Consider the following 15,859-nt stretch of genomic DNA (forward strand, 5'->3'; position numbering starts at 1 on the left):
GTAAGCGCCGGGGCACGGAAGACAAGGGATCGCGGTTTCGTTTCCGAGGTGATGCCGATGCGCCTGACATTCGTCCTGCCGGCCTCCGCAGTTCTCCTGCTGCTTTTCGCCCTTTCCGCGACCGCCCAGCCCAGCTTCGATTGCCGGAAGGCCTCGAACGCGGTGGAGCGGGCGATCTGCGCTGATCCGGCACTGGCGGCGCTCGATGCCGAAATGTCGGCGGTCTACGGCGCCGCGCGCGCCGCGGCGACGGGCAGCGCCGCGGAGACGCTGGTGGCGGAGCAGCGCGCCTGGCTGCGGCAACGCGGCCGCTGCGGCGGCGATGCCGCCTGCCTCGGCCGGCAGATGCGCGAAAGGATCGCCGCGCTCCGGCGCTCTCCCGTTGTGGAGACCGGGACGCTGGCCTGTCCCGAGGCGCTCGCCGAGGCGCGGGCGCTCGTCGCCGGCATCCGGTTCACCATCGGCCTGACGCAGAAGCTGACGCCGGGCACCGGCCTGCAACTGGGCTACCAGTTCCCGGCGGCGCGGCCTTCGCCCCTGCCGCTGTTCATCGTCGCCGATTTCCCGCCCGCCACGCGCTTCAGGGGCAAGGGCTTCCTGCCGCTGACGGCCGGGGCGAAGGGGCCGGACGGCCTGCGTCATGCGCAGGCGCGCACGCGCGCCATCATCCCGCTCTCCGGCCGCCAGCCCGCGGCAAGCGGGCTCATCACGGCCTTCCTGCTTTCCGCCGGCCGGCAGGATATCGGCGTCAGCCTGGTGACGGGCGGAAAATGCGGCGAACATGTGCTGCGCACGGAGCGTTCGCCAGACCTGACGGTCCAGCTCGGCCTGCCGGAGATCGTTGTCCAGGACCGCTTCACGACCGATGCGCCGGAGATGGTGTTGGCCGATGCCTCCGGCCGCCACGCGATGAAGGTCTATGACGGCCGCTACGAGGTCTTCGACCGGGAGACGGGCGCGCTGCTGCTCGCCCGGGCGGGGCTGAACCCGCGGTTCTCGCCGGCGGGGCGGTTCGTGGCGGCGGGGCGGGCGACGGACAACCGGATCGAGGTCGTCGACCTTGCCGATGGCGCGGTGATCCAGGTGCTGCGCCCCGGAGTGCTCGCCTGGGCGCGCAACGACAGTTTCATCGTGCTCGGCGCGGAAATCCGCCAGTTGGAAAACACCGTCGTCTCCACCCTCGACAGCGATCTTGTCACCGGAACCTCCATGCGGAACATGGAGGTCGGCTGGCTCACCGAAATCGTGCTCGATATCGACCGCATGTTCGTGGCGATGACCGGCCCCAACGCCGACGGCTTGAAGGACGGCGGGCTGTTCTGGGACATGATTTCCGATGAGACCCACGATCTAGCGGAAAGCGGGCCGGGGCTCCTTGCCTTGATGGCACAGGGCAAGAGCGACGATTTCGAGCCCGATGGCGCACGCAAGGCGCTTCGCCAGCTTGTGAAAACCCACCGCGGCATCGATATTCCGCTTGAAAGCCCGCTTTGGCGGTTCGGCGAACCCGTTCGTGTCACCCATGGCATGGAGAGCTACCGTATCAACGCGCGCGAACCGGACGTGCAGGCCTTCGTGGCCGAGGACCAAGCCGTCGAAAATCCCCTGCCGGCGGTGACGGCGACGGCGGCGGACACCGACGAGCGCTGTGAAACGGCCGAGGACGGGCGCGGCCTTGCCCGCGTGGAGGGCGGGGACGTGCTCTGCGCCGTCGCGGTGGCGGGCCGCGGCCTCGGCCGCCTGCCGCAACCCGTCTTCCAGACCTCCGAGGCGACAATCTTCGACCGGATCGGCGATGTCATCGGCGAGATCGACCGCGTGTCGCGGATCGATCACGACACCTATGGCGACCATATGGATTTCGGCGCCGCGCGGAAGGCGAAGATCGACGCGCTCGTGACAGAGATCGCCGCGGCCACGCCGGCCATCCGCGGGCGCATCCGCCCGCTGCCGCGGGAAGACATCGGCCTTGCATGCAGCACCTCCGCCGAGGCGTTCGATCCGGCCGCCATCGAGCAAGCCTGGCGCTGGGGGAGGAGACGAAGGTCCGCCGCCTGCTGTTCGTCAATTGTTATGCCGGCAGCTCGCGGATCAGCCAGGCGGGCCTCATCCTGGTTTCGGACGGCCTCATCGTGGATATCGACCGGCAGCTCGTGCCCGACAAGGCCTCCGAGGATACGAGCGCCTTCGGCTGGAGTGCGTCCGATGCCAGCGCGATCAGCGTTTTTGCGGTGGCGCAGGAGCGCATCCTCGTCTCCGCCAGTTATTCCGGCATGGCCGCCGTCATCGACACGCGCACCGGCAGGCGCATCGGCAACCTCATGCCGCTGGACAACCCGACGCTGGTGCGCGCCATGCGGCTCACCCGCGACGGCCGGCATCTGGTGCAGCTCAACCACGACGGCCGCTTCACTGTCTCCCGCGTCGATACCGGCGAGCAGGCGCTGGCGGGCGTGCATATCGACGACGAGATCGTCGTCATGCTGCCGGACGGCCGCTTCGACACCAGCTACGAGGGCGCGCATGCGCTGAATGTCCGCTTTGCCGGCATGGCCGGCCTGCAGACCGTCCACCAGTTCGGCGCGGCGCTGCACCGGCCCGGCCTTGCACAGGCGGTGCTGGCGGGCCACGACGTCGCCGCGCGGCCGGAAACGCTCGGCGCGCCGCCGCTGGTCGCCTTTTCCGCGCGCGCGGCGGAGGCCGGCCGGCGCCGCCTCGTCGTCAGCGCCAGCGACGATACCGCGCTTGCCCGCCTGCGCGTCTTCGTCGACGGCCGCCTGGTGAGCGAGCGCGCCGTTACGGGCGCGACGGCCGAGGCGGTCTTCGAGATAGACGATCCCGGCGGCGGCCACTGGATCACCGTGCTCGCCGACGATGCCGACGGCCTCGTCAGCACGCCGAAGGGCCTCGTCCTGCCGCCGCCCGCGGGCGGCCGGGGAACGCTCCATGCCGTCCTCGTCGGCATCGACGCCTATAGCGGCGATCCCGCCATTCCCGCGCTTTCCTTCGCGCGCAGCGATGCCGAGCGCCTGAAGGCGGTTCTGGCGCAGGCGGGCGACGGGCGCAGGGAACCGATCCTGCTGACCGACGAGGCCGCGCGGGCGGAAACGATCCTGAAGGCGGTGGCGGATGCCGTCGCGGCGGCGGGGCCGGAGGATACGCTGCTCTTCTCCTTCGCCGGCCATGCCGTCGGCTCGGGCGAGCGCGGCACGACGGGCGAATTGCTGCTCGCGCTGCCCGGCACGCGCACCGCGGCGCTGAAGGAAACCGCGCTGGTCTGGCGGGAGGTCGCGGCCGTCCTGGCCAAGGCCGAGGCGAAGGTCGTGGTGCTGCTCGATGCCTGCCATACGGGCCTTGCCGGCAGCAGCGCCTTCGCGACCAACGACGACGTGGCCGGCGCGCTCCTGACCCGTGCCGGCGCGCCCATGGTGGTGCTCGCCGCCTCGAAGGGCCGGCAGGTGGCGCTGGAAAGCGCCGGCAGGGGCGGCGGCGTCTTCACCTCGGCCATCGTCGAGGTGCTGGGCGCCGGGCGCGGCGCGGCGGATGCGGACGCCAACGGCGTCATCGACCTCGGCGAGTTCTACGCCGCGGTCAAGACCCGCGTGCTGCGCGACACGGAAGGCCGGCAAAGCCCGTGGCTCGCCCGCAACCTGCTGGTCGGCGACATGGCCTTGTTCTGAGGCGGCGGATACGGGCGCTTGGTGGCGCACGCATCGATGATGCGAACGGGCCGTGCCGCGGTATGTCCGCTTTGCACCAAGGCGGGTTGCCGGCCGTCAGGTCGGCCCGCCCATCTCGTTCGCCGTGCGCAGGAAGGCCTGGAACCGGTCCTCCGGCACGAAGGCGCCGCCGGTGGTCCAGATGACATGGGTGGTCTGGGCGAGGCGGCCGCCGATCTGCCATTGCGCGCAGAAGTCCTTGCCTGCCGGGTGCTTCACCAGGAAGTCCGGGCCGGCAAAGCCGGCGGCGGCGGACGGTTCGAGGCGCAGGTTCTGGCTCTGGTGGGCGCTCAGGAGCCAGCGGAACAGGGACGGGTCGTCGACGGTGAAGACGCCGGCCAGCATGCGGCGCATGACGGTGGCGACGAAGGCCGACATGCGGGCGACGGCCATGCCGTCCGCCTCCGTGCGGTTGGTCAGGCCGACATCGTAGACGGAGACGAGATCCGCTGAACCGCTCATGAGATGGACCAGCGCGCAGGGCGATTGCACCGGCTCGACGAAGAAGCAGTGCACATTGTCCCCGAAGACCGTCTTCGCGCCATAGGCGACGCCGCCCGGTGCGCCGCCGATGCCGCAGGGCAGGTAGAGGAACAGCGGATGCTCCGCATCGACGACGATGCCGCGGGCCTGGAGCTGTCCGGCAAGCTCCAGCGCGGCGACGCTGTAGCCGAGGAAAAGCTGCCGGGATTGCTCGTCGTCGACGAAGTAGATCGTCGGGTCGCTCTCGGCGGCGATGCGGGCATTTTCCACCGCGGTCGTATAGTCGGCGTCGTGCCTGACGACCGCGACGCCGAGCCGCGTCAGCCGCTCGACCTTCCACGCCTTGGCGTCGGCGGACATGTGGACCGTCGCCCTGAAGCCGAGCGCGCGGGCCGCGACGCCCACGCTGAGCCCGAGATTGCCGGTGCTGCCGACGGCGATGGTGTAGCGGGAGAAGAAGGCTTTCGCGTCCGGTCCGGCAAGGCGCCGGATGTCCTCGCCCGCCTTCAGCAGGCCCTCGCGCCGGGCCAGCCGTTCGGCGAACAGGAAGACCTCGTAGACGCCGCCGCGCGCCTTGATCGACCCGGCGACGGGAAGGGCGTTGTCGGCCTTGACGAGAAGGGTGCCGAATTCGGCGGCGTCATAGCCCAGCGCCTTGCGCATGGCCTCCAGCGGCACGAGATCGGAGCGGATTTCGCCGTTCGTGGCTTGCAGTTCGGGGAAGCAGGCTTCCAGCAGGGGCGCGAGCCGCCGCCAGTTTTCCCGCGCCTCGTCCACATCCGACGGCCGCACGGGAAGCGTCGCATCCGCGATGGCGTTCTCCGTGTAGTGCGGGTTCGTCCAGAGCGTCGGGCGCGCCGCCAGCACATCCGAGCGGGCGGGATTGTCGGGTAGGTGGATGGCCATGTCGTGATCCTGCTTCGGGTGGGAGGCGCGCGCCGCGCCATTGGCGGCGGCGTGCCGGTCTTCAGGGGGTAGCGATAGCCGCGGCGATCTCGACCTGGCAAGGCGCGTGCCGGGAATGACGCCTTTCACGGGTCCCGCGGCGGGCGGGGCCTAACCCATGCGCTCGGAAGCATAGGAGCCGGGCGAGGGCGGGAAGACGATGGTCCGGTTGCCATTGAGGAACACGCGGCCGTGGATATGGGCGTGGATGGCGCGGGCGAGCACCTGGCTTTCCACGTCGCGGCCGAGGCTGACATAGTCTTCGGCGCTCTGGGCGTGCGTCACGCGCACCGTGTCCTGCTCGATGATCGGGCCCTCGTCGAGATCGGCGGTCACGTAGTGCGAGGTCGCGCCGATCAGCTTCACGCCGCGCTCGAAGGCCTGCTTGTAGGGATTGGCGCCCTTGAAGGACGGCAGGAAGGAATGGTGGATGTTGATGATGCGGCCCGACATCGTCCGGCACATCTCGTCGGAGAGCACCTGCATGTAGCGGGCGAGCACGACGAGCTCGGCGCCCGTCTCCTCGACGATGCGCATCTGCTCGGCCTCGGCCTCCGGCTTGTTCTCCTTCGTCACCTTGATGTGGTGGAAGGGGATGTCGTGGTTCACGACCACCTTCTGGTAATCGAAATGATTGGAGATGACGCCGACGATGTCGATCGGCAGGGCGCCGATGCGCTGGCGATAGAGCAGGTCGTTGAGGCAATGGCCGAAGCGCGAGACCATGAGGATGACCCTGCGCTTGGTCGTCTCGTCGAAGAATTCGGCATCCGCCTGATAGGCCGCGGCGATCTCGGCGAAACCCTCGCGCAGCGCTTCCAGCGTGCGGCCCTCCTCGGACTGGAAGCTGACGCGCATGAAGTAGCGGCCGGTGCTCTTGTCGTCGAACTGGGCGCTGTCGGAGATGTTGCAGCCGTTGGCGGAGAGGTAGGTGGCGATGGTGGCGGTCACGCCCCGGATCGAGGGGCAGGCGACGCGCAGGGCATAGCGGTTGGAAAGGGCGGACATTGGCGATCCTTTCGGGTCGATCAGTCGATAGGGATGGAATGCTGGCGGCTGAAGGCCGTGAGCGTGTTGGAGAGCAGGCAGGCGATCGTCATGGGGCCGACGCCGCCCGGAACGGGCGTGATCGCGCCGGCCACATGGCGGGCCTCCTCGAAGGCGACGTCGCCGACGATGCGCGACCTGCCGTCGATCTCCACCCGGTTGATGCCGACGTCGATGACGGTGGCGCCCGGCTTGATCCAGTCGCCGCGCACGAGGCCCGGCCGCCCGACCGCGACGACGAGAATGTCCGCGGTGCGGCAGAGCTCCGGCGTGTTCCGCGTGCGCGAATGGGCGATGGTCACCGTGCAGTTTTCCGAAAGCAGCAGTTGCGCCATCGGCTTGCCGACGATGTTCGACTTGCCGACCACCACGGCGTGCAGGCCGGAAAGATCGCCGCCGAGCCGGTGCTTCAGCAGCATCAGGCAGCCGAGCGGCGTGCAGGGCACCAGCGCCGGCTGGCCGGTGGAAAGGCACCCGGCATTGGAAATGTGGAAGCCGTCGACATCCTTGTCGGGATCGATGCCCTGGATGACGGCACCGGTGTCGAGATGAGGCGGCAGGGGAAGCTGAACGAGGATGCCGTGCACGGCGGGATCGCCGTTGAGCCGGCCGATCAGCGCCATCAGGTCGTCCTGCGTCGTGTCGGCCGCAAGCTCGTGCTTGAAGGAATTCATGCCGGCGGCGGCCGTCTGGCGATGCTTCGAGCCGACATAGACGGCGCTGGCGGGATCGCTGCCGACGAGGACCACGGCGAGGCCCGGCACGGCGCCGGTCGCGTTCTTCAGCCGTGCGACCTTCACCGCGACGTCGTCCAGCAGGCCGGCCGCGAACATCCTGCCGTCGATGATCGCACCGCCCGCAACCCTGTCCATTCCCATGACGTTCCCTTTCGCATCATCCAAGGCCCGGCTCGGGCCGGAACGAGGGGCGCGTGGCGCGCCCCCTTCTGTCGGTCCGGATCTCTCGCGCTCAGTGCGCGTAGACCGGGAAAGCCGTCGTCAGCCTGGCCACCTTGGCCTTCGCGCCGTCGACGACGTCGTCCGCCGTGCCGGCGGCTTCCGCCTCGATGAGGTCGGCGATGATGGTGCCGAGCGTGCGGAACTCCTCTTCCTTCATGCCGCGCGTGGTGGCGGCGGAGACGCCGAGGCGCATGCCGACCCATTCGGGCGGGCGTGGGCTGTCGCCCGGGATCGGGTTCTTGTTGGCGGTGATGTTGGCGCGTGCCAGAAGGTCTTCCGCCTGCTTGCCGATCAGTCCCTTGCTCGACAGGTCGACCAGCACGATGTGCGTGTCCGTGCCGCCGGAGACGATGCGCACGCCGCGGTTAATCAGGGTCTCGGCAAGGGCGCGGGCATTGGCCTTGACCTGCGCGGCATAGACCTTGAAGTCGTCCTGCAGCGCTTCGCCGAGGCAGACGGCCTTGGCGGCGAGCACGTTGCTGTGCAGCGAGCCCTGGACGCCGGGGAAGACGGCGGCCTGCAGCTTCTTGAACCAGGCCTCGTTGTTGGTGAGGATCAGGCCGCCGCGCGGGCCGCGCAGCGTCTTGGTCGTGGTGCAGGTGACGATGTCGGCATGCGGGAAGGGCGAGGGGTGGGCGCCGCCCGCGACGAGGCCGGCGATATGCGCCATGTCGACGAGGAACCAGGCGCCGACCTTCTTCGCGATCCTGCCCATGCGCTCGAAGTCGAGTTCGCGCGGATAGGCCGAGCCGCCGGTGATCAGCAGCGTCGGGCGAACCTCCTCGGCGATGCGCTCCAGCGCGTCATAGTCGATGACCTCGGTTTCCGGGTCCACATTGTAGTTGTGCGATTCGAACCAGCGGCCCGACAGGTTGCCCTTCATGCCATGCGACAGGTGGCCGCCGGCGGCCAGATCGAGCGAGAGGACCTTGTCGCCCGGCTTCAGCAGCAGGAAGAAGACGGCGAGGTTGGCCTGCGTGCCCGAATGGGGCTGGACATTGGCATAGGCGCAGCCGAAGAGCTGCTTGGCGCGGTCGATCGCCGCCTGCTCGACGACGTCGACGAACTGGCCGCCGCCGTGGAAGCGGTTGCCCGGATAGCCTTCCAGCGTCTTGTTGGTCATCTCGTGGCCGAGCGCGTCGAGCACGGCGCGGCTGACGATGTTCTCGGATGCGATGAGCTCGATCTGGTCCTGCTGGCGCTTGCGCTCGTTGTCGATGGCGCCGGCGACGAGCGGGTCGCGCTCGTGAACGGGGGCGTTGAAATAGGCTTTCGTCTGTTCGGTCATGACCAGTCTCCGCAAGGGGTATGAGGGCTTGGAGAAAGGCTAGTCACGGCTTCGATCCAGAAAAAGTTAATAATATTTGCACATGCGTTCTGATTTGCTAATCATTCTTCGTGCTGCTCCAGGAGGAAAGAATGGACCTTGCCCGCTTGCGCGCGCTGCGCGAACTGTCGATCCGCAAGACCATGGCCGCGGTGGCCGAGGCGCTATACGTTTCCCCATCCGCCGTCTCGCAGCAGATCGCGCTGCTGGAACAGGAGGTCGGCATCGACCTCATCGAGCGGCGCGGGCGCGGCGTCGAGCTGACGCCGGCCGGAAAGCAGCTCGTCGAACGGGCGGAGCGGATCCTCATCGAGCTGGAATCGGCCCGCGCCGACATCGCCGAACTGAAGAAGGTCATTGCCGGCGAGCTGCGGGTGGCGGCCTTTCCCTCCGTCGCCGCGGCGGTGGTGGCCGGGGCGATCCAGGGCCTCCATCGCCTCCATCCGCGCCTCACGGTGCAGTTCGACGAGATGGAACCCGCCGAGAGCCTTGCGGCCCTGCGCAGCTGGCAGACGGACATCGCGATCATCGACGACCTCAACGTGCCCGCCGGTGCCGTCGATCCGAACATCGAGACGATCCCGTTGATGGAGGATGTCTTCAATGTGATGGTGTCCCAGACCCATCCGCTGGCCGAGCAGCCGACCGTCATGCTGCATCAGTTGCGCGACGAGCGCTGGGCGCTCGACACCGCCTCCTCGGCCTATAACCGCATGATCACCGATGCGTGCCAGGAGGCCGGCTTCACCCCCAACATCGTCGCCCGCTGCAAGGGCTTCGAGGTGACGATCGCGCTGATCCGGGAGGGCTATGGCATCTCGATCCTGCCGGGTCTTCGGGCGAGCTACGACCTCGAGGACGTCTGGGTCTGCAAGGTCGAGCCGGAGATCCGCCGCAAGATCTCGCTGGCCTTCCGCAAGGGGGAGAAACGCAGCCCCGCCGTCCAGGCCTTCATCGCGGAGATCAACGCGCGGATCGGCTCCCGCCGCCGGTTGCCCACGGGCAAGGGCGAGGCGCGGATCCCGCCTGATACGGCTTCCGCAGGCAATGCCGACGGTTAAAATCAAACAGTTTTGCTAAATAGTACGTAAAGCAGAATTAAGTAGACCTGAACAAATCGTGTTCCTATCGTCCCCCTGTCGATTGATATGGGTTCGCAGCTTGGCTACCAAACGGCGGACTTAGGCCAATGGCGGGAACAATCGCTACAGAACGGCAAGAGCCGCTGTTGCCCTATCGCCCAAATCAGCTCTCGGCATGAGAACCGGGCTCTGCACCAGCGTGCAGGGCGCTCGCGATATTCACAGGGGACTGCAATGAAACTGATCAAGCTTCTCACGGCCGGCATGTTTGCCGGCCTCGCCGTTACCGCAGGGCACGCGTCGGCCTCCGTCCTCGACACGGTCAAGCAGCGCGGCACGCTGAACTGCGGCACGGACAACACCGCGCCCGGTTTCGGCTACCTCAACACGACGACGGGCCAGATGGAAGGCCTCGATGTCGACTTCTGCCGCGCCGTCGCCGCCGCGGTCCTCGGCGATGCGTCGAAGGTCAAGTTCGTGACGGTCACCGACAAGAGCCGCTTCGATGCGGTCCTCACCAACCAGGTCGACGTCGTCTTCGCGCACACCACCATCAAGCCGGCGCGCGAATCCTCCATCGCCATCGATTTCCTGCCGGTCAATTTCTACGACGGCACGGGCGTCATGGTGAAGACGGAGTCTGGCGTGAAGGAATTCGCCGACCTCGACGGCGCCACCTTCTGCACGACGCAGGGCTCGGTGACCGAGACGGTCCTCACCAGCGCCTTCAAGGCGCGCGGCTGGGAAGGCTCCAAGGTCCTGACCTACGAGAACCTCGAAAAGCTCTTCGCCGCCCTCAATTCCGGCCGCTGCAACGCGATGAGCACGGACAAGTCCGCGCTTGCCGCCTGGGCCGGCAACTCGCCGACGCCGGCCGACTATCTGATCCTGCCCGATACGCTCGACAAATCGCCCTTCGGCGGCTTCGTCGCGGCCAATGATTCCAAGTGGCGCAACGCGCTGCGCTGGGTCACCTACGGCCTGTTCCAGGCGGAGGAATCCGGGATCACGCAGGCCAATCTCGAAGAGAAGCAGAAGAGCGAGGATCCGTTCGTCCAGAAGTTCCTCGGCGTCGGCGGCGGCTACGGCAAGGATTTCGGCCTTCCCGACGACTTCGTCGCGCAGGCGATCAAGGCCACCGGCAATTACGGCGAGATCTATGCGCGCAATCTCGGCCCGGACACCCGGATGTTCCTCGACCGCAAGGGCACGCCGAATGCCCTGTGGACCGAGGGCGGCGCCATCTATTCGCCGCTCTGGAACTGATCCCCTCCTGACCGGACCGGGGCGGCATCGCGCCCCGGTCCCCCAATCGGTTCTGGTATTTCGACATGACTGTGCAAACCCAAGCGAGCGTGGCCGGTAACGTGGCCGACGACGACCTGCCGGCTCGCCGCCGGCGCAACCGGATTCGGTACAACGCCACCCAGTCCGCCATCGTCGCGGCGGCCATCGTCCTCGTGGTCCTCTTCGCCTTCGCGGTGAAGGAAGGACTTGCCCGGCACGGGATCAGGTTCAGCTTCTCCTTCCTCTGGGATGCCGCGGGCTTCGACATCAGCGAAGGCAAGACGGTCGCCCTGGAGGACGGCGTCTGGCCGTCCTTGCTGAACTTCACGTCGGATCACCTGATCGCCCAGGCCTTCGTCACCGGCATCTTCAACACGATCAAGGTGGCCGTCCTCGCCATCCTTCTCAGCACCGTGCTCGGAACGCTGCTCGGCGTCGGCCGGCTCTCGACCAACTGGGTGGTGCGCAACCTCTCCTTCTGGTGCGTGGAGTTCGTGCGCAACACGCCGCTCCTGATCCAGCTCGTCTTCTGGTATTTCGCCGTCGTCCTGCATTTCCCGCCGATCGCCGCCGCCGCGAAAGTCTACGGCGTCGTGATCAGCCAGCAGGGCCTCTATTTCCCCGTCCCCACCTGGCAGGGGGGTGACTCGGTCCTCGCCATCGGAACCGCGACGGCATTCTGGGTCGCCATCCTCGGCGTGCTCTTCGATCGCAACGGCACGGTCCGGTGGATCTGCGCCGGCGCCGTCCTCCTGCTTGGCGCAATGATGTTCGCAACCGGCATCGTCGGCCTCGACCTTCCCGTCGCCTCGAAATTCCAGGCGCGTGGCGGCACGAGCATGAGCCCGGAAATGGCCGCGCTGCTGCTTGCCATCGTCGTCAACAGCGCGTCCTACATCGCGGAAATCGTGCGCGGCGCCATCGACGCGCTGCCGAAGGGGCAATGGGAGGCGGCCGCCTCCCTCGGCCTCACGCGCCGCGACACCGTCAACGACATCATCCTGCCGCAGGTCTTCCGCGTCGTCCTCCCGTCCTTCGGCAACCAGTATATCAGCCTGACGAAGAACACCGCCCTCGGCATCGCCATCGGATATCCCGAGCTGTTCAACATCTACGGCACCATCGCCAACCAGACCGGCCACAGCCTGGAAGGCATCGTCATCGTGATGGCCTCCTACCTCATCCTGAGCTGGGCCATCAGCGCCGCCGTCGGCTGGGCCGACCGCCGCATGACAAGACACGGAGCGTCGCGATGATCGCCAGATCCCTGAAATGGTCGCGGCACAACCTGTTCGCCAAGCCGTTCGACGTCCTCCTGTCCCTCACGGTCATTCCCGGCGTGCTCTGGCTCATCTGGCAGATCGCCGGCTGGGCGCTGACGGTGGCGCAATGGGACATCATTCCGCAAAGCCTGCGCGTCCTGATGATCGGCATCTTCCCGGTCGACCAGGTGTGGCGGACCTGGGTCGCGGCGATGATCATCGCCGCCCTGCTCGGCGCGGCGCTGGGCTGCGTCTTCGCGTTCCGCGGGCGGCATGCCGGCGGCCTCCTCCTCGTGGTGGCGGTTGCGCTGGTCCTGACGGGGACGAAGGACCTTGCGAACATTCTGCGCGTTGCCGCGCTCGTCGCTCTCTTCGGGCTGTCCTGGGCGCTGATTTCCCGCGTTCCCGCGGCCCGCAGGGGTCTCGTGCCGGCAAGTTTTGTCGGGCTGATCGCGATCTTCGCCGTGATGGCGCCGCCCGGCGCCGGCCTGTGGGGCGGCCTGCTGCTCAGCATCCTCCTGACGCTCGTCACCGCGGTCGTCACCCTGCCGATCGGCATCCTGCTCGCCTTCGGCCGCCGCAGCCGCTTTTCCAGCGTGCGCTGGATCTGCACCGCCTATATCGAGGTGATGCGCTCGGTGCCGCTGATCATGGTCGTCTACTGGATCTGGATCCTGATGCCCGTGCTGACGCCGCAGCTCAATCTGGCGGATGTGGTGCGCGGCATGATCGGCTTCACGCTGTTCTATTCCGCCTATGTCGCCGAATATGTCCGCAGCGGCCTGCAGGCCGTGCCGCGCGGGCAGACGGAAGCCGCCCGGTCGCTCGGCATGAGCGAGTTCGACATCAACCGCTCGATCGTCCTGCCGCAGGCCCTTCGCGTGGTGGTGCCGCCACTCGTCGGCAACGTGCTCGACATCTTCAACACGGCGCCGCTGGTCTTCATCATCGGCCTCACCGACTTCCTACGCGCCGGACAGATGATCCTCGCCAACCCGCAATATGGCGACCGCACCTATGAAGTCTATTCGTTCCTGTTCCTGACCTATTTCCTCGTCGGATCCCTGATCACCTTCGTCGCCCGCAAGCTCGAAAAGCATCTTGCGCGGGGCAGCCGATGAGCGACGCGAACACCACCGGAGGCCGCTCCATGAGCACCATCGTCGAAATGAAGACCCTCAACAAGTTCTACGGAAGCTATCACGTCCTGAAGAACATCGACCTTTCCGTGGCGCGCGGCGAGGTGGTGGTGGTGATCGGCGCGAGCGGCTCGGGCAAGTCGACGCTCATCCGCTGCGTCAACGGGCTGGAAATGTACCAGAACGGCAGCCTCCTGGTGGACGGCTACCCGATGCCCGTGGAGGAGGATCGCCTTCTCGGCGGCGAAAGCGAGCTTGCCGCCATCCGCAAGGGCGTCGGCATGGTGTTCCAGCAGTTCAACCTCTTCCCGCACAAGACGGTGGTGGAGAACATCACCATCGCGCCGATGCGCGTGCACCGCAAGTCGAAGGCCGAGGCCGAGGCGACCGCGCTCAGGCTGCTCGACCGCGTCGGCCTGAAGGCGCATGCGCACAAATATCCCGGCCAGCTCTCCGGCGGCCAGCAGCAGCGCGTGGCGATCGCCCGTTCGCTGGCGATGGAGCCGCACCTGATGCTGTTTGACGAGCCGACCTCGGCGCTCGATCCGGAAATGATCGGCGAGGTGCTCGACGTGATGCGCGAGCTGGCCGCCGACGGCATGACGATGATGATCGTGACGCACGAAATGGGCTTTGCCCGCGAAGTGGCCGACCGGATCGTCTATATCGACCAGGGCGCGATCCTGGAAATCGGCAAGCCGGACGCATTCTTCGACAACCCGCAGAACGAACGCGCACGCGCCTTCCTCGCACGCGTGTTGAAGCACTGAAGCGCCGTGCGTCCGGACGGACGCACAAGGACGCGCTGTATATCTGACCCCCGGACGACGGCTGAAATGGAACGCCGCGTCCGGCAGAGATGTGCCGGTGCCGAAGAGGCCCGCCACAGCGCGCCTGCCTGGCGACCCGCCCCCATCTCCCATCCTGCCCGCCGTCGACCCGCCGGAAATCGCATCGCGTTTCGAAAGATTCGCCGTTGACGAAGAAAGTTTTCGCGACTAAAAAATTTACTTAGTAAAAGTTTTAATCGGCTATAGATTGATGGCGCCCCTGCGTGGCGTGCCCGGTCGGAGGGACCGGGCCCGTGCGACGACGTGGCGGGCGTCGGGCCGTGGGTTGCATCCATGCCGGATGCGAAGAGGGGGAGTGAGCGATGTCATCGACGAAAGTGCTGGAAGGATCCGGGCGGAGCCCGGACTATGAAGGGGTGGCGGCCGAGGGGGAGGCGCATACGCTGCGGCGGCGGCTCCAGGTGTCGCATGTGGTGTGCCTGGCCATGGCCGACGCCTCGCCGGCCATGGCCGTGCTGCTGCTGACGGCGGGCGTCTTCCAGGTCGGCGGGACCTTCGGCGTCGGGGCGATGCTGATCCTCAGCGTCGTCGTGGTCCTGATCGCCATGTGCCTCGGCGAGCTCGCCTCGACCTATCCGTCGACGGGCGGCTCCTATTCGATGGTGCGCAGCGCCTTGCCGGAGCCGCTGGCCTGGATCACGCTGTTCAACTTCGTCACGCAGGGCATCGTGATCCCCGCATCGCTGCTGCTGGGCATTCCGATCTTCTTGAAGAACCTGCTGCCGTGGATCACCGTGCCCAATGAGGTGATCGCCTTCCTGCTGCTGGCCGTTTCCGGCGCCATCGCCATCACCAAGGTGGAGATCGGCGCGAAGGTGAACATCGCCATTCTCGTCGTGCAGCTCGTCGTCGTCGGGCTCATCGTGCTGGCGGCGATCGTCGCCCCGGTGCAAAATCCGGTCGACATCGTGTTCCATCCGGTCGTGCTGGAGAACGGCCAGCTCGTGCCGCTGACCCTCGGCATCGCGCTGGCGACGCTGGCGCCGGCCTTCAACGTCCTGAACGGCTATGACGCCGTCTGCGGCTTCGTCGAGGAGCTTGTCGGCGGCGCGCGCGATGTCGGCCGGGCCGTCATCTATGCCGCGATCCTCGCCTCGATCCTCATCACGATCCCGCTCTTCGCCGGCGTCATCGCCGCGCCGGACCTGGTCGCCTTCCTGCAGTCGGATGCGCCGATCGTTTCGGCGGTCGAAAGCGCGCTCGGCCCCTGGGCGAGCACGATCGTCAATATCGGCGTCATCGCGGCGCTCTTCAACGCCGCGCTGACGCTCCAGATGTATTTCGCCCGCGGTGTCTTCGCCTCGGCGCGCGACGGTCTCTGGCCGCCGGCAATCGGCAACAGGCTTGCCGGGCTGAACCGCTTTCGCTCGCCGGGCTGGGGCGTCGCCGCGCTGCTCGTCCCCTCGGCGTTCCTGATCATGATGTCCAGCCTCGACTGGCTCATCATGTTCGCGGGGACGATGATCGCGACCGTCTACTTCTTCGTCGGGGTCGCCGCCTTCTGGAGCCGCATCTCGCAGAAGCATGTCCATCGGCCCTTCAAGATGCCGTTCTGGCCGCTGCCGCCCGTCATCGTCGTCGCCTTCACCGGCTATGCCCTTATCACCCAGACCACCGATTTCCTGATCGGCGAGCTGGTGCTGGCGGGGGTCGCCGTCGGCCTCTGGGCGCTGTCGAAGCTCTGGCGCAAGGCGGCCCCGAACGGCACGGAGCCGTAAGGGCCGTGGCGCCCGTCACCTCCATTGTCATCCATCTGAA

General features: G+C 67.3%; 12 protein-coding genes. 8 read left to right on the forward strand and 4 right to left on the reverse strand.

The window, feature by feature from the left end; genetic code table 11:
- Positions 1-57 precede the first annotated feature (57 nt).
- Positions 58-2,532 (forward strand): lysozyme inhibitor LprI family protein, encoded by a 2,475-nt coding sequence (locus shn_RS26050; protein WP_168168972.1) that lies wholly within the window; start codon positions 58-60, stop codon positions 2,530-2,532.
- Between the two features lie 17 nt (positions 2,533-2,549).
- Positions 2,550-3,680 (forward strand): caspase family protein, encoded by a 1,131-nt coding sequence (locus shn_RS37195; RefSeq protein WP_245337489.1) that lies wholly within the window; start codon positions 2,550-2,552, stop codon positions 3,678-3,680.
- 96 nt (positions 3,681-3,776) lie between these two features.
- Here the strand turns inward: shn_RS37195 and shn_RS26055 are convergent, their stop codons facing one another.
- The 4 genes from shn_RS26055 to glyA all read right to left on the reverse strand — a co-directional run bounded on the left by shn_RS26055 (position 3,777) and on the right by glyA (position 8,441).
- Positions 3,777-5,108 (reverse strand): D-serine ammonia-lyase, encoded by a 1,332-nt coding sequence (locus shn_RS26055; protein WP_064333441.1) that lies wholly within the window; start codon positions 5,106-5,108, stop codon positions 3,777-3,779.
- Positions 5,109-5,258: 150 nt separating this feature from the next.
- Positions 5,259-6,155, reverse strand: coding sequence for a formyltetrahydrofolate deformylase (purU, locus tag shn_RS26060; RefSeq protein WP_064333442.1), 897 nt, complete (start codon positions 6,153-6,155; stop codon positions 5,259-5,261).
- A gap of 20 nt (positions 6,156-6,175) precedes the next feature.
- Positions 6,176-7,072, reverse strand: coding sequence for a bifunctional methylenetetrahydrofolate dehydrogenase/methenyltetrahydrofolate cyclohydrolase (locus shn_RS26065; RefSeq protein WP_064333443.1), 897 nt, complete (start codon positions 7,070-7,072; stop codon positions 6,176-6,178).
- Between the two features lie 91 nt (positions 7,073-7,163).
- Positions 7,164-8,441 (reverse strand): serine hydroxymethyltransferase, encoded by a 1,278-nt coding sequence (glyA, locus tag shn_RS26070; RefSeq protein WP_064333444.1) that lies wholly within the window; start codon positions 8,439-8,441, stop codon positions 7,164-7,166.
- Between the two features lie 131 nt (positions 8,442-8,572).
- Here glyA and shn_RS26075 point away from each other — a divergent pair, with 131 nt between their 5' ends.
- From shn_RS26075 to shn_RS26100, 6 genes are all read left to right on the forward strand, one after another.
- Complete coding sequence (locus tag shn_RS26075) at positions 8,573-9,541, forward strand: LysR family transcriptional regulator (RefSeq protein WP_064333445.1); 969 nt, start codon at positions 8,573-8,575, stop codon at positions 9,539-9,541.
- A 255-nt stretch (positions 9,542-9,796) separates the two neighbouring features.
- Complete coding sequence (locus shn_RS26080) at positions 9,797-10,828, forward strand: transporter substrate-binding domain-containing protein (RefSeq protein ID WP_064333446.1); 1,032 nt, start codon at positions 9,797-9,799, stop codon at positions 10,826-10,828.
- Positions 10,829-10,893: 65 nt separating this feature from the next.
- Positions 10,894-12,105 (forward strand): ABC transporter permease subunit, encoded by a 1,212-nt coding sequence (locus tag shn_RS26085; RefSeq protein ID WP_064333447.1) that lies wholly within the window; start codon positions 10,894-10,896, stop codon positions 12,103-12,105.
- On the forward strand, positions 12,102-13,232 hold the full coding sequence (locus shn_RS26090; protein ID WP_064333448.1) for an amino acid ABC transporter permease: 1,131 nt from the start codon (positions 12,102-12,104) through the stop codon (positions 13,230-13,232). The genes shn_RS26085 and shn_RS26090 overlap by 4 nt, the downstream gene beginning before the upstream one ends.
- A gap of 29 nt (positions 13,233-13,261) precedes the next feature.
- A complete protein-coding gene (locus shn_RS26095) occupies positions 13,262-14,020 on the forward strand; it encodes an amino acid ABC transporter ATP-binding protein (RefSeq protein ID WP_064333662.1) in 759 nt (252 codons plus the stop codon).
- Positions 14,021-14,403: 383 nt separating this feature from the next.
- Positions 14,404-15,819 carry an APC family permease gene (locus shn_RS26100; protein ID WP_084438516.1) on the forward strand — a complete coding sequence of 472 codons (1,416 nt, stop codon included), beginning with the start codon at positions 14,404-14,406 and terminating at the stop codon, positions 15,817-15,819.
- Positions 15,820-15,859 lie beyond the last annotated feature (40 nt).

Origin of the sequence: Shinella sp. HZN7 (genome assembly GCF_001652565.1) — a bacterium.
Lineage (GTDB): Bacteria > Pseudomonadota > Alphaproteobacteria > Rhizobiales > Rhizobiaceae > Shinella > Shinella granuli.

What these genes read in the sequence shown, in the direction of transcription:
- glyA (WP_064333444.1), bottom strand. Translation starts at nt 8,441, where the DNA reads ATGACCGAACAGACGAAAGCCTATTTCAACGCCCCCGTTCACGAGCGC.
- shn_RS26095 (WP_064333662.1), top strand. Translation starts at nt 13,262, where the DNA reads ATGAGCACCATCGTCGAAATGAAGACCCTCAACAAGTTCTACGGAAGC.
- shn_RS26085 (WP_064333447.1), top strand. Translation starts at nt 10,894, where the DNA reads ATGACTGTGCAAACCCAAGCGAGCGTGGCCGGTAACGTGGCCGACGAC.
- shn_RS26100 (WP_084438516.1), top strand. Translation starts at nt 14,404, where the DNA reads ATGTCATCGACGAAAGTGCTGGAAGGATCCGGGCGGAGCCCGGACTAT.
- purU (WP_064333442.1), bottom strand. Translation starts at nt 6,155, where the DNA reads ATGTCCGCCCTTTCCAACCGCTATGCCCTGCGCGTCGCCTGCCCCTCG.
- shn_RS26050 (WP_168168972.1), top strand. Translation starts at nt 58, where the DNA reads ATGCGCCTGACATTCGTCCTGCCGGCCTCCGCAGTTCTCCTGCTGCTT.
- shn_RS26080 (WP_064333446.1), top strand. Translation starts at nt 9,797, where the DNA reads ATGAAACTGATCAAGCTTCTCACGGCCGGCATGTTTGCCGGCCTCGCC.
- shn_RS26065 (WP_064333443.1), bottom strand. Translation starts at nt 7,072, where the DNA reads ATGGGAATGGACAGGGTTGCGGGCGGTGCGATCATCGACGGCAGGATG.
- shn_RS26075 (WP_064333445.1), top strand. Translation starts at nt 8,573, where the DNA reads ATGGACCTTGCCCGCTTGCGCGCGCTGCGCGAACTGTCGATCCGCAAG.
- shn_RS26055 (WP_064333441.1), bottom strand. Translation starts at nt 5,108, where the DNA reads ATGGCCATCCACCTACCCGACAATCCCGCCCGCTCGGATGTGCTGGCG.
- shn_RS37195 (WP_245337489.1), top strand. Translation starts at nt 2,550, where the DNA reads ATGGCCGGCCTGCAGACCGTCCACCAGTTCGGCGCGGCGCTGCACCGG.
- shn_RS26090 (WP_064333448.1), top strand. Translation starts at nt 12,102, where the DNA reads ATGATCGCCAGATCCCTGAAATGGTCGCGGCACAACCTGTTCGCCAAG.